Origin of the sequence: Rossellomorea sp. YZS02, assembly GCF_033963925.1 — a bacterium.
In the GTDB taxonomy this organism is placed as follows: Bacteria; Bacillota; Bacilli; order Bacillales; family Bacillaceae_B; genus Rossellomorea.
The window spans coordinates 210,882-223,667 of sequence record NZ_JAXBLY010000006.1; the positions used below are offsets into that span (position 1 = coordinate 210,882).

General features: G+C 44.7%; 12 protein-coding genes. 6 read left to right on the plus strand and 6 right to left on the minus strand.

What is annotated here, in order from left to right:
• Positions 1-118: 118 nt before the first annotated feature.
• From addB to SLH55_RS08400, 3 genes are all read left to right on the plus strand, one after another.
• Positions 119-3,601 carry a helicase-exonuclease AddAB subunit AddB gene (gene addB / locus SLH55_RS08390; RefSeq protein WP_320323169.1) on the plus strand — a complete coding sequence of 1,161 codons (3,483 nt, stop codon included), beginning with the start codon at positions 119-121 and terminating at the stop codon, positions 3,599-3,601.
• A complete protein-coding gene (gene addA / locus SLH55_RS08395) occupies positions 3,594-7,355 on the plus strand; it encodes a helicase-exonuclease AddAB subunit AddA (RefSeq protein ID WP_320323170.1) in 3,762 nt (1,253 codons plus the stop codon). Before addB ends, addA begins: the two co-directional genes overlap by 8 nt.
• Before the next feature lie 93 nt (positions 7,356-7,448).
• Positions 7,449-7,751, plus strand: a complete 303-nt coding sequence (locus SLH55_RS08400; protein WP_219166989.1) for an HNH endonuclease — start codon at positions 7,449-7,451, stop codon at positions 7,749-7,751.
• A 39-nt stretch (positions 7,752-7,790) separates the two neighbouring features.
• Here SLH55_RS08400 and SLH55_RS08405 read toward each other — a convergent pair whose 3' ends face one another.
• The 6 genes from SLH55_RS08405 to SLH55_RS08430 all read right to left on the minus strand — a co-directional run bounded on the left by SLH55_RS08405 (position 7,791) and on the right by SLH55_RS08430 (position 9,781).
• Complete coding sequence (locus SLH55_RS08405) at positions 7,791-8,009, minus strand: spore germination protein (protein ID WP_219166988.1); 219 nt, start codon at positions 8,007-8,009, stop codon at positions 7,791-7,793.
• An 80-nt stretch (positions 8,010-8,089) separates the two neighbouring features.
• Positions 8,090-8,500 carry a spore germination protein GerPE gene (locus tag SLH55_RS08410; RefSeq protein ID WP_219166987.1) on the minus strand — a complete coding sequence of 137 codons (411 nt, stop codon included), beginning with the start codon at positions 8,498-8,500 and terminating at the stop codon, positions 8,090-8,092.
• 3 nt (positions 8,501-8,503) lie between these two features.
• Positions 8,504-8,683 (minus strand): spore gernimation protein GerPD, encoded by a 180-nt coding sequence (locus SLH55_RS08415; RefSeq protein ID WP_219166986.1) that lies wholly within the window; start codon positions 8,681-8,683, stop codon positions 8,504-8,506.
• On the minus strand, positions 8,658-9,287 hold the full coding sequence (gerPC, locus tag SLH55_RS08420) for a spore germination protein GerPC (protein WP_219166985.1): 630 nt from the start codon (positions 9,285-9,287) through the stop codon (positions 8,658-8,660). Before gerPC ends, SLH55_RS08415 begins: the two co-directional genes overlap by 26 nt.
• 35 nt (positions 9,288-9,322) lie before the next feature.
• Positions 9,323-9,547: a spore germination protein GerPB gene (locus tag SLH55_RS08425; RefSeq protein WP_320323171.1), complete on the minus strand. Its 225-nt coding sequence runs from the start codon at positions 9,545-9,547 to the stop codon at positions 9,323-9,325.
• A gap of 12 nt (positions 9,548-9,559) precedes the next feature.
• The gene (locus SLH55_RS08430; protein ID WP_219166983.1) at positions 9,560-9,781 is read right to left on the minus strand and encodes a spore germination protein; all 222 of its coding nucleotides are present in this window, start codon (positions 9,779-9,781) and stop codon (positions 9,560-9,562) included.
• A 129-nt stretch (positions 9,782-9,910) separates the two neighbouring features.
• On the opposite strand from SLH55_RS08430, the gene SLH55_RS08435 reads away from it, so the two are divergent.
• The 3 genes from SLH55_RS08435 (at position 9,911) to SLH55_RS08445 (ending at position 12,436) form a co-directional block, all read left to right on the plus strand.
• Positions 9,911-11,098: a DUF418 domain-containing protein gene (locus tag SLH55_RS08435; protein WP_320323172.1), complete on the plus strand. Its 1,188-nt coding sequence runs from the start codon at positions 9,911-9,913 to the stop codon at positions 11,096-11,098.
• Between the two features lie 24 nt (positions 11,099-11,122).
• On the plus strand, positions 11,123-11,992 hold the full coding sequence (locus tag SLH55_RS08440; protein WP_320323173.1) for a fumarylacetoacetate hydrolase family protein: 870 nt from the start codon (positions 11,123-11,125) through the stop codon (positions 11,990-11,992).
• A gap of 72 nt (positions 11,993-12,064) precedes the next feature.
• Positions 12,065-12,436 (plus strand): YisL family protein, encoded by a 372-nt coding sequence (locus tag SLH55_RS08445; RefSeq protein ID WP_219166980.1) that lies wholly within the window; start codon positions 12,065-12,067, stop codon positions 12,434-12,436.
• Positions 12,437-12,786: the final 350 nt, after the last annotated feature.

The following is a 12,786-nucleotide window of genomic DNA, read 5'->3' on the forward strand; positions in this document are numbered from 1 at the left end:
ATTTTCAGTCATGATTGAGACGGGAAAGATTCCTGGTAGTGTACTATAATGAACCTATACAAAAAATCATAAACCTTCTGGGTTAGAATAGATAGAGCATAAGAAAAGGAGTGAGAGGATGTCTGTACGCTTTATTCTCGGACGCTCCGGCACGGGGAAAACACATCATGTATTGGGTGAGATGAAACGGAGCTTGCTGGAAGCGCCGAATGGGGATCCTATCATCTATATCGTACCGGATCAAATGTCCTTTATATCGGAATACGAGCTTGTGAACACACCGGGGTTGAACGGTATGATCCGTGGACAAGTATTCAGCTTCACACGCCTTGCGTGGAAGATCCTTCAGGAAACGGGAGGAATGAGCCGTTATCATTTGTCGGATGTAGGCTTAAATATGATGATCCGTAAAATCATAGATGAAAACAAGGAACATCTCAACATTTTCAACAAGGCTTCTGAAAAGCCGGGGTTTATTCATCATGTTGAAGCGATTGTCAAGGAATTCAAACGTTATTGTATTTCTCCTTCAGACTTGCAAGAATTTGATGGGGACGGTGAACGATCCAAGGTATTGAAGGACAAACTTCATGACCTCGAACTGATTTATGAGAAATTTGAGGAAAAGCTTTTCGGTAAATACATCGACTCAGAAGATTATTTTCAATTGCTTTCCGATAATGTGAGAAATTCCGAGCTGCTGAAGAAGGCAGAAATCTATATTGACGGATTCCACAGTTTCACGCCTCAGGAGTATCTCATCATCGATCAGCTCATTCAGCATACAAAAAAAGTGACGGTTGCCCTTACAACCGATCCGGAAGAGCCTATGGGGGCGATGAACGAGTTAAGCCTGTATCGAATGACGAATGAAACGTATCAGACACTGCAGGATATATGCAGGATGGCAGGAGAATCGATAGTAGAAGAGGTGATGACCAAACCCATTCGCTACCAAAGTAAATCCCTGCTTCACTTAGAGCGTCATTTTGATGAAAGGCCGACCAAATCTTTTGAAGAAGGAAATGGAACCATTGAATTCCTGGAAGCTTCCAACCGCCGGGCTGAAATTGAAGGCGTCGCCAGGGAAATCAGGAAGCTTGCCAGGGAAGAAGGATACCGCTACAAGGATATCGCTGTATTGGTACGAAACAGCCAGGATTATCGTGATAAAGTCGAAACGATATTTCAAGATTATTCGATACCCTTTTTCCTTGATCAGAAGCGGACGATGCTGAATCATCCTTTAATTGAACTTATCCGTTCGACACTTGAGATCATGAACACGAATTGGAGGTATGAACCCGTATTCCGGGCAGTGAAAACAGATCTTCTGTTTCCTTATCAGAAGAATCCAACCGATTTGCGTGAAAAAATGGATCGGCTCGAAAACTATGTGTTGGCTTACGGGATAAAGGGCGACCGGTGGACGAAGAAAGACCGATGGAAATATCGTCGTTTCCGGGGGCTGGAGCATGTGGATGCACCACAGACCGATGCTGAAAGAGAAATCGAACACGAGATTAATGAGCTGCGGTTATTTATATCCGCACCGATCATCCGTCTAGGAAAACGTTTAAAGAAGCGGTCAACGGGTCGGGAATACTGTGAGGCCCTTTATGTGTATCTGGAAGAGTTGGATATACCTGAAAAGCTCGAACGGATGCGCATGGAAGCAGAGGAAAAAGGGAACCTGGTTGCAGCACGAGAACATGATCAGGCGTGGTCAGCGGTGATGGATCTGCTTGACCAATATGTAGAGATGCTCGGTGATGAAGAAACGACCATGAAGAAATTTTCATCAATCCTGGATGCAGGTATAGAGACAATGGAATTCTCCTTGGTACCACCGGCCATTGATCAGGTCATTATTGCCGACCTGGAGAAATCAAGGCTCGGTGATATTAAAGCCGCCTTCATCATTGGCGTGAATGACGGGGTGCTGCCGGCGAAAATGAATGAAGACGGAGTCCTGTCAGATGAGGATCGTGAGTCATTGATCAGGAGGGGGTATAAGATCGCCCCAAGTAACCGGACGAAGCTCCTGGATGAGGAGTTTGTGGCATATAAAGCCTTTACGACTCCAAGTGAACGTCTCTTCATCAGCTATCCGATCGCCAATGAAGAAGGAAAGGCACTACTGCCTTCTGCGTTTATCAAAAGGATAAATGAAATGTTCCCGGGTGCACCAACTAAGCTTCTCATCAATGAACCATCGGAATTACCTGAAGAGGATCAGCTTCATTACGTCTGTCATCCGAATGTGACGATATCCCATCTCACGTCCCAGCTGCAATTAAAGAAACGGGAATACCCTATTTATGATTTCTGGTGGGATGTGTATAACTTCTATACAACGTCCAATGATTGGAAATGGCATTCCGGGCATATATTATCGAGCCTCTTTTACGAGAATATTGGGCAACAGCTGTCTGAGGATACAAGCAAAGATTTGTACGGTGACCATATCCTGGCCAGTGTTTCCCGGATGGAGTTATTTCATAGCTGCCCATTTTCTCATTTTGCAAGCCACGGGTTAAAGCTGAGAGAGAGGGATTTCTTCAAGTTAGAGGCGCCTGACATCGGTGAAATGTTCCATTCAGCTTTAAAATGGATCTCGGAAGAAGTGGAGCGTCATGGTCTGACTTGGGCATCCCTTTCGAAATCCCAGTGTTTAAAGCTCGCGAAAGAAGCCGTCCTGATGCTGGCACCGAAGCTTCAGCACCAGATTCTACTGAGCTCGAACAGGCATTATTATATCGCTCAGAAACTTGAGCAAATCATTGGTCGGGCAAGCCTCATCCTTAGTGAGCATGCGAAGGCGAGCGGATTTGTCCCAGTCGGGGTGGAGCTTGGATTCGGACCTCACGCGACGCTACCCCCGTTCGAGTTTCAGCTCAGAAACGGGACGAAGATGGAACTTCAGGGAAGGATCGACCGGGTGGACAAAGCGGAGGATGCCAATGGGGTATATCTCCGGATCGTCGATTACAAATCGAGTGCAAGGGACCTCGATATGACGGAAGTGTATTACGGTTTGGCCCTTCAAATGCTCACGTATTTGGATATTGTGATAACGAATTCGAAACAATTCGTAGGGGGTGAAGCAAAGCCTGCGGGCGTCCTTTACTTCCATGTTCACAATCCGATGATCAATAGTAAGAAGATCCTGACGATGGACCAAATCGAAAAGGAAATTTTCAAGAGTTTCAAAATGAAGGGTCTGGTCCTCGGGGATACAGATATCGTCAGGTTGATGGATCAGTCGCTGGAAACGGGGAATTCGGATATGATCTCAGCCGGTATCAAAAAAGATGGATCATTGTCATCCCGGTCAAAAGCGGCCAGCCAGGAAGACTTTCACTATATGCGAAAGCATGTCAGAAGGCTTTATGAAGCTTCAGGAAACCGGATCATATCAGGGGAGACGGACATTTCTCCTTATAAACTGAAGGACCGGACTCCGTGTCAGTTCTGTTCATTCCGTTCCGTCTGTCAATTTGATCAATCGTTGGAGGAAAACGAATACAGAGTGCTGCCTACAGCGAAACCGGAAGATTTATTACGGAAAGTGAGAGAGGAGGTAGAGTCCAATGAGTAATGGTATTCCAGCCAAGCCAATTGATGTAACATGGACCGACGACCAGTGGAAGGCCATTTGGGCGAAGGGGCAGGATATCCTGGTCGCTGCAGCCGCGGGATCGGGGAAGACCGCTGTATTGGTCGAGAGGATCATACAGAAGATTCTTTCAGAAGAAGACCGGATGGACGTGGATGAATTATTGGTTGTTACCTTTACCAATGCTTCTGCCGCGGAAATGAGACACCGGATCGGACAGGCGTTGGAAAAGGCGATCGATGAGGATCCCCATTCGCATCATTTAAGAAAGCAGCTGAGCCTATTGAACCGGGCATCCATTTCTACGTTGCATTCATTCTGCCTTGAGGTGATCCGTAAATATTACTACCTCATTGATATCGATCCAGGGTTCAGGATTGCGGACGAAACAGAAGGAGACCTGCTTCGGGACGAGGTCCTTGACGATCTATTTGAGGAGGAGTATGGAAAAGAAGATAACCATGACTTCTTTAAGCTCGTTGATACGTTTACAAATGATCGAAGTGACGGGGCATTGCAAGATATGATCAGGAAACTGTACGATTTTTCCAGATCCCATCCGAATCCCGATGAATGGCTATTGGGGTTGGAGGGGATGTATGAGCTGGAAGAAGGCGGGGAGATAGACGAGCTCCCCTTCATTCAACCTTTGCTGACAGATATCCAATTACAGCTTCATGGGGCGAAAAGCCTGTTTCAGCGCGCATTGGACCTCACCCGTGTACCAGGGGGGCCAGCCCCGAGAGCTGAGAATTTCTTAAGTGATATCGAAATCGTCGAGAGCCTGGAGGAACGTTTGTCTATTTCCTGGAATGCTTTATATGAAGCGATTCAAACCTTACCCTTCACAAAGCTAAAAGCTTGTCGGGGGGATGAGTACATGAAAGAAATAGTGGATGAAGCCAAGAAACTCCGTGATCAGGGTAAGAAAACATTGGAAAAGCTTCAGGAGGACTTCTTCTCGAGAAGACCCGGGTCATTCCTTGAGGATATGAAGAAGATGAAGGATGTGATCCACACCCTCGCAGTAGTGGTGATCGAATTCGGGAAACGGTTCAGACAAGTGAAAGAAGAAAAGGGACTTGTTGACTTTGCCGATCTGGAGCATTTCTGTCTCGACATATTGAGAGACCATTCCTATCATGCTTTAGTACCTTCAGAAGCTGCCTTGGAATATAAAAATAAGTTCAAGGAAGTACTGGTGGACGAATATCAGGATACGAACATGGTTCAGGAATCCATCCTTCTACTCATTACAGAAGAACGTGAAGCGGTCGGGAACCGATTTATGGTAGGGGATGTGAAGCAATCCATCTACCGCTTCCGACTGGCTGAACCCAATCTGTTCCTAGGAAAGTACACCCGATTCCTTCCGGTCAGCGGGGAAGCAGGATTGAAAATCGACCTATCCCAAAACTTCAGGAGCCGGAAAGAAGTATTGGAAGGGACGAACTTCTTATTCAAACAAATCATGGGCACATCTGTCGGCGAGATGGAATATAACCGGGAAGCGGAGCTTGTTAAGGGTGCTCCCTATCCTGAAGAAAAGGAATTTCCCATTGAAGTGGCGATCATCGATCAGGAAACCGAAGAGCCTGCTCAAGATGCCGGAGAAGAGGAACTGTCCATCTTTGATGAAGGGGAAATAGAAAAGTCTGTCCTTGAAGCCCGTTATATGGCAAATAAGGTGAAACAAATGATCGAGGGACGGACACCGATCTATGATGCCAAGACGAAAACAGAACGTCCGATCCAGTACCGTGATGTTGTCATTCTCCTTCGCTCCATGCCTTGGGCTGCGGAAATCATGGAGGAATTCAAACGGCAGGGCATACCGATTTATGCAAATTTATCCACTGGATATTTTGAAGCGACTGAAATTGCCATCATGCTATCATTGTTGAAAGTGATCGATAATCCGTATCAGGATATTCCCCTTGCTTCGGTTCTAAGGTCTCCGATTGTGGGACTGGATGAGCAGGGTCTGGCAAGTGTCCGGGTTCATTCACGTGCAGGGACGTATTACGAGGCCATGAAAAAATTTGCTGGTAAGAAGCCGGATAATCCCAGGGATGAAGAAACATTTGAGAAGGTGAAAGTGTTTCTGTATCATCTTGAGAATTGGCGGACGAAAGCGCGTCAGGGATCTGTGACAGAATTGATATGGCAATTGTACCGAGATACCCGTTTCTATGATTATGTAGGTGGGATGGCCGGAGGGAAGCAAAGACAGGCTAATCTCAGGGCATTGTACGATCGTGCCCGCCAATATGAAGAAACATCCTTCAGGGGATTATTCCGATTCCTGCGATTCATCGACAGGATGAGGGAACGCGGGGATGACCTGGGGGTGGCGAGAGCGCTGAGCGAACAAGAAGATGTGGTTCGTTTAATGACCATCCACTCAAGTAAGGGTCTTGAGTTTCCGGTTGTGTTTGTTGCAGGTACGTCTAAGCAATTTAACCTCATGGACTTGAATGCAGCATACCTATTAGATAAAGATCTTGGATTAGCTGTGAAGTACACCGATCCAGACAAACGAATCAGTTACCCTTCCCTCCCGCAATTGGCATTCAAGCGTAAGAAGCGGATGGAGGCGATCTCCGAGGAAATGAGGGTGCTTTATGTGGCATTGACCCGTGCCAAGGAGAAATTGTTCCTGGTGGGTACGGTGAAAAGCCTGGAGAAATCACTCAAGAAATGGCGTGGGGCTTTAAACCAGAATGAGTGGTTGCTGTCTGATTATGACAGGGCGGGTGCAAATTCCTATCTTGACTGGATAGGTCCGTCCCTCATGCGTCATCCTCATTGCAAAGAGCTTGGGGGAGTAGTGCCGGAGGGAAGCGGCATCAATGAGGAGATTCTTAAACATCCTTCCTGCTTCCAGGTCACGGCTGTTCATAAGTCTGAATTGGTCGAAGAGGCCGGGGAGTCACCGAGTGAAGAGGACAATTGGAAAGAGCAGGTGAAGGAAGGAAGGAAAGTGGGAATAGAGTCTCTCCACAAAGATGAGGTATTGAAGCGCTTATCGTGGAAATATCCACATCTTCGTGCTACAAATCTCCGTTCGAAGCAATCCGTATCAGAACTCAAGAGGATGGTTGAAATAAGAGACGAAGCGTCAAGCATCGATATCCTGAGACGCCACCACAAGCCTGTATATAACCGTCCACAATTCATGCAGTCGAAAGAATTGTCTCCTGCTGAAAAGGGGACGGCCATGCATACTGTCATGCAACATATTTCATTTGAAGATGGGGTGCCGACACAGGAAAAGGTTGAAGATCTATTATTAAACCTTGTCCGTAAAGAAATTCTGACGGAAGAGCAGAAACTGGCAATCTCAGTCGATAATATTGTAGGGTTCTTCAAAAGTGAACTCGGAAAGCGGCTGGCAGGCGCACGGAACATCCAACGGGAAATTCCGTTCAGCATGAGCGTCCCTCTAAGTGAAATCTCAGAAACAGGTGATGAAGCCCCTGAAGAAACAATCCTCGTTCAAGGGGTCATCGACTGTGTATTCCGGGATGAATCAGGAATCGTCCTGTTGGATTACAAAACAGACGGCATTCATGATCGCTATGAAGGAGGTTTTCCTGAAGCGAAGCCTGTCCTGCTCGAGAGGTACAAAGTACAGATTGAATTATATACCCGTGCGTTAGAATCCATCTGGAAAGAACCGGTATCACAAAAGTACCTATACTTCTTCGATGGAGGACATGTGTTGGAATTATAAATAAAAAACACCTCGAAGCTTTTCTTCGAGGTGTTTTTTTAAGACCAGGCAGGGAATAGCTAAACTAATTACTTACCTGAGGGAGGGTGGAAGATGGGTAAAAAAACGATCGGAACATGTGAATTATGTGCTCGCGGGAATGTGGAAACCACGGTTCATCACCTCACACCCAAGGAGGTGGGGGGCACATTCCTTCCCACGGCGCAGCTTTGCATTCCTTGTCATAAGCAGATACACTCCCTGTACACAAATGATGAGCTGGGTGCAAGGTTAAACACAATTGAAGATTTAAGGAACGATATAAAAATTTATGCATTCATCAAATGGATACGTAAGCAGCCGCCCACCAAATTGATCAAAACAAAGAAAAGCCATGAGCGCAGAAAAAAGCGATAATGAAAAAAACAAAAAGCCTATTCTAAGGCTTTTTGTTTTTTAGTTATTTCCTGTTATCGGTTGGTCAATAACATTACAATCAAAAGTGGTACTTACACTGAATACATTGTAACTTAATTGAAATGGACCGGTATTGAAGCCGCCGGCACCACCGAAAGTCTTGGAAGCAGATTTAGGAGAAATGATGGCCGTATCCCCAAACTGGACATTTCCGCCCCCGACGTTAAGAATCGCGACTGGACCTACTAATGCGGGCATATTCAACATCCTCTTTTCTATATGTCTATATTATAGGCTATGTGAGTGTTGTAGTAACGTTCATACATCAAAGAAAGAGATCAATCAGGTGATTCAATCGTTTCAATCGTTTCAGACGGTTCCTCTCCTTCTTTATTTTCTAGCTGGCGAATGTTTTTCACCCTTGCTTCCATATATACATTTGATGTATTCCCTATGTGTATGATGGAAGCAGCGGAGGTTGCACGAATATACATCGTATTGACTTTAATCGGGCAAAGATTGAGTCTTGACACCCCAATCTCAGGATTGATAGGGGGGAGTTCAATTGGGTTTAGGAATACATCCGAATCAAAACTACCTTCACTTGTGTAAAAGAGTTCCTTTTCTCTTTGTACGGCAAATGCCTTGGATTGTGCATAAATATTTTGTGAATCTCCAATTTGGTAAACAGAGGAGAAGGCCAGTGTGATCCCCTCAAGTTCATTAACAATCGAATATCGTTTAAGCATGGTTCATCCTTTAGGGGTCAGCGGGACGAATGGACCGATGATCAGGGATTCAGGCGGCGTATCGAATGCAGAGGCAAGCTGGATGATATCGGCATCCCCGACCAAAACGAGAGAGGAGCTGGCCACTCCTGCGATATCAATATTTCCGACGGTTAATTCACGATTGATGACCTGGAGGTTCATTATTATTCATTCCTTCCATATGATCTGGGATTTGCGACATAAAGGAGAAAAGGGCGGTTTCAATGTCTTTCTTGATTTTGTTGATGATCTTTTTCTCCCACTCCCCTTCCTGTTGTTTCGATTCAATAAAGGGTATGTTTTGTAAATAAAATTCGATTCTTTGTGGCATTTGATTCAACAAATCCTGTTGAATCATTTCATAATAAGATGGGTCGAGGGATCTCTGGAACTGAATTTCGTTATCCTGGATGAGGCCCGGTAGTTCTGAATCGATATAGGCTCTTATCGCTGAGGAAATTCGTTCTTTATATGGTTCCAAATCTTTAATGGATTTAACATCTACATTGGGCTGAACGGCGAGGTCTTCGATCGTTTCCTTCAAACTGTTTGGATTTAGCCCGATATTCAGCGTCCCGTCCAGGGATTCCACTTTCAGCTGATCAAATTTATATTCGATCTTTTCTACGTTGATAGTCGGTGTATCCCTGAGGCTGGTTAATTCCTGTGACAGGTCATTCACTTTGTTTTCCAACGCGACAATTTTCGAGTTCAACATTTCGATATACTGATAGAGTTGTTGTGGGGTCATATAGTAATTATTCATTCTGCCACCTCTTTCTTTTGTCGCGATCATTTATTTTAGCCTGGTGATTGAAGGGGGACCAGAGGAGTAACGGAAGGTGGTTTGGTTCCACCATTTTTCTCCGCTTCAGGAGCAGGCTCTGTATACCCCCCGGTATTATATAGAAAGTCATTTGTTGAAATTTGACCGCATGTTCCAATTTGAAGGATGGAGGAGTTTGACATGCCGCCAATCTTGATAAATTGAATCTGGATGGATTGTTGCACGTAATAATTGGTCATTCTGCATCACACTCATAGATTAAAGTTTATTCCCTGATCCATGCCATCATCATCAATGGTATAGGTCAGTGAGCTTTCATTGTATACGGAAATTCCTTTACCCGTTATGAATGAACCTGCCCCAGCAAAGGTTTTAGCTGTTGAAATCGGACTGATGTTAAATACATCCCCAATATGGAAAACGGCGCTGGAACCAACATTGACGACTTGAGCAATTCCTACGATTGCGGGCATTGTGACTCACACCTTTAAGACAAAGTTAATTATTGTTATTCTATGTTAAGAACATGAATAGGTGATAATCGCCTAATTTCCTTTTTCGGGTTAAAATGAGATCAAGATTAATTTATCGGAGGAAAATGAATGAACACCATGTCACCAATTGAACAAACAGAACGTATCGTAAGCCTTGATGTGATTAGGGGATTCTCATTGCTTGGCATCTTTATCATTAACATGATTTCCTTTCATTCCCCATTTCTGTATCTGGATCCGTATACGTGGTGGAAGACACCTGAAGATGTCACATTATATCCATGGATTGATGTCTTGGTTCAAGCAAGCTTTTATCCGTTATTCGCCATGATGTTCGGATATGGATTAGGGATCCAGCAACAAAGGGCTATGGATAAAGGAACGTCCTTCTACAGCTTTGGAATCAGAAGACTTCTTGTATTATTGGGAATCGGATGTATCCATGCCTTCCTGATATGGTCTGGGGATATCCTGATTAATTACGCTATGTTTGGTCTCGTGCTACTTGTATTCATGAGGCTATCCGGTAAAGGATTGATGTGGCTGGGAGGTATCTTATTTCTGTTGCCACAAACTTTTTTCAGTATATTACTAGTATTGATGACCTTTGCCGATCCGACTGGGGTGACGCAATATACAAACATCTCCGCTCTCCAGGATTCAGTTGCCGCCTATGCTTCAGGCAGCTTCAGCAGTATCATGGGACAACGTTTCGAAGACTGGTATATAGTGAATTCGCCTGATAACCTTTTATTCTTATTATTATCAATCCTCCCCATGATGATGATCGGGGCAGGTGCAAGTAAACTGCGACTATTGGAAAAGGTATCGACCTATAAGAAGATGTGGATGGTAACGGGTGGAAGTACATTACTCTTGGGAGTCGCCATTAAGTCACTGCCGCTTCTCATAGAGTCCAACTTTGCTTATTCATACATACAAGACTTTTTGGGAGGTCCGTTCTTATCAGTATCTTATGCAATAATCCTTTCATTATTATTGTTGAATCAAAAAATCATGAAATGGAGCAAGCCGCTCTCTTCAGTTGGGAAGATGTCCCTCACAAATTATTTGATGCAATCGATCATCGGTACATTGATCTTCTATTCTTATGGATTTGGTCTATATGGGGAAGTGACGTTAACGACGGGGACGATGCTCGCAGTAGGCATATATGTCATACAGGTGATACTGTCAGAAATTTGGTTGTCCAAGTTCCAATACGGTCCTGTTGAGAAGCTGTGGCGTGTATTAAGTTATGGTAGACGCAATGTGGGGGAAAAAGGAAAGATGTAAAACGGTAGAGAGGGGATATGAAATATGAAATTCGTAAGTTTTAAAGTGGAGGATAAAGAAACATTTGGGGTGGAGATGGATGGCAGGCTCCTTGATTTGGCCGGGGTCCATGATTTACCAAGGGATTTACTGAAGGGTATAGAAGACGGGGAAGATTTTCTCAAGGATGTGACAGCTGTCCTTAAGGAGCATGCAGGAACTCTTCGCTCTTTTGCGCATGATGAAGTGAAATGGCTTTCCCCGATTCCGAAAGCGAAGAGGAATATTATGTGTGTCGGAAAAAACTATCGTGATCATGCCATCGAAATGGGTGGTGAACAAGATATCCCAAAGGACATCATGATGTTCACGAAAGCAACCAATACGGTCATCGGTCACGGGGAAACGGTACTTCATCACGATGATATAACAGAAGAGCTGGATTATGAAGGAGAACTGGCCGTAATTATAGGGAAGAAGGGGAGGGGAATCTCTCCTGAAGATGCAATGAAGTATGTGTTTGGTTATTCCATCCTTAATGATATTACTGCCCGTGATCTTCAGAAAAAACATGGCCAGTTCTTCATCGGGAAAAGTCTCGATACGACATGCCCGATGGGACCTTACCTTGTGACTAAGGATGAAGTGGGAGATCCTCATAACTTATCCATAGAGACAAAGGTCAATGGTGAAATCCGACAGTCTTCCAATACTGGAGAAATGATTTTCTCCATTCCAACCATTATTTCTACCTTATCCAAAGGGATGACACTGGAACCTGGGGACATAATTGCGACAGGTACACCATCAGGCGTCGGGAAAGGCTTTATGCCTCCACGTTTTTTAAATAAGGGAGATCTAGTGGAAATTGAAATCGCATCCCTTGGAATTTTGACAAATCCGTTACAGGCCTAGTTAAAATTTCTGTTGTTGTACAGACTGTGGTAATATTATGAGCGTAAACTATCTACCTGTAGGAGGTTCAATATGTTTGATAATACACATGCCCATATTACAACGTGGGTCATTGCCATCATTCTTTTCTTTGTAGCGGTCGGCTTACATAATGCAGGGAAGAAAAAAGGCATGAAAGTTGTACATATGATCTTACGATTATTCTATCTGCTCATCATTTTAACGGGCGCACTATTATTCTGGAAGCATCAAGGCATCGATCCTGCCCTTTACGGTATCAAAGGTTTGGTGGGAATCTTATTGATCGGAATGTTTGAAATGATTCTGGTCCGCATGAATAAAGGTAAGAACACAAATGTACTCTGGATCGTGATGGTCATCGCTTTAGTCGTTGTTTTATATTTGGGACTACGTTTACCGTTAGGTCTTCATCCATTTGCATAACGTAAAAAAAAAGTTGGCTCCGTATGAGGGCCAACTTTTTTTATTTTAGGCTGTTTTCGTACACATTGTTGCTTTTGGACGTAGCGAGTGGCTGTTGATTTCCTCTCCAGGTGCTCGCTTTCCGCGGGGCTGGCGGTGAGCCTCCTCGGCGCCCTGCGGGGTCTCACCTGTCCAGCTACGGCGGCTAGCCCCTCGAGGTCATAAGCTAAATGGTCCAAGAAGGCAAAAGAACGCCTTCTTAGCCCATTCATCTTATGCTTGTCGGGGCTGAACGAGCCGCCTCCGCTTTTCGTGCTGTCCAGCGTTTCCCGCAGGAGTCGAGCACCTGCAGCGAGAATCAACTGACGAAA

What these genes read in the sequence shown, in the direction of transcription:
- gerPC (WP_219166985.1), bottom strand. Translation starts at nt 9,287, where the DNA reads ATGAATAATTACTATATGACCCCACAACAACTCTATCAGTATATCGAA.
- SLH55_RS08415 (WP_219166986.1), bottom strand. Translation starts at nt 8,683, where the DNA reads ATGAACCTCCAGGTCATCAATCGTGAATTAACCGTCGGAAATATTGAT.
- SLH55_RS08410 (WP_219166987.1), bottom strand. Translation starts at nt 8,500, where the DNA reads ATGCTTAAACGATATTCGATTGTTAATGAACTTGAGGGGATCACACTG.
- SLH55_RS08430 (WP_219166983.1), bottom strand. Translation starts at nt 9,781, where the DNA reads ATGCCCGCAATCGTAGGAATTGCTCAAGTCGTCAATGTTGGTTCCAGC.
- SLH55_RS08445 (WP_219166980.1), top strand. Translation starts at nt 12,065, where the DNA reads ATGTTTGATAATACACATGCCCATATTACAACGTGGGTCATTGCCATC.
- SLH55_RS08440 (WP_320323173.1), top strand. Translation starts at nt 11,123, where the DNA reads ATGAAATTCGTAAGTTTTAAAGTGGAGGATAAAGAAACATTTGGGGTG.
- addB (WP_320323169.1), top strand. Translation starts at nt 119, where the DNA reads ATGTCTGTACGCTTTATTCTCGGACGCTCCGGCACGGGGAAAACACAT.
- SLH55_RS08400 (WP_219166989.1), top strand. Translation starts at nt 7,449, where the DNA reads ATGGGTAAAAAAACGATCGGAACATGTGAATTATGTGCTCGCGGGAAT.
- SLH55_RS08405 (WP_219166988.1), bottom strand. Translation starts at nt 8,009, where the DNA reads ATGCCCGCATTAGTAGGTCCAGTCGCGATTCTTAACGTCGGGGGCGGA.
- addA (WP_320323170.1), top strand. Translation starts at nt 3,594, where the DNA reads ATGAGTAATGGTATTCCAGCCAAGCCAATTGATGTAACATGGACCGAC.
- SLH55_RS08435 (WP_320323172.1), top strand. Translation starts at nt 9,911, where the DNA reads ATGAACACCATGTCACCAATTGAACAAACAGAACGTATCGTAAGCCTT.
- SLH55_RS08425 (WP_320323171.1), bottom strand. Translation starts at nt 9,547, where the DNA reads ATGACCAATTATTACGTGCAACAATCCATCCAGATTCAATTTATCAAG.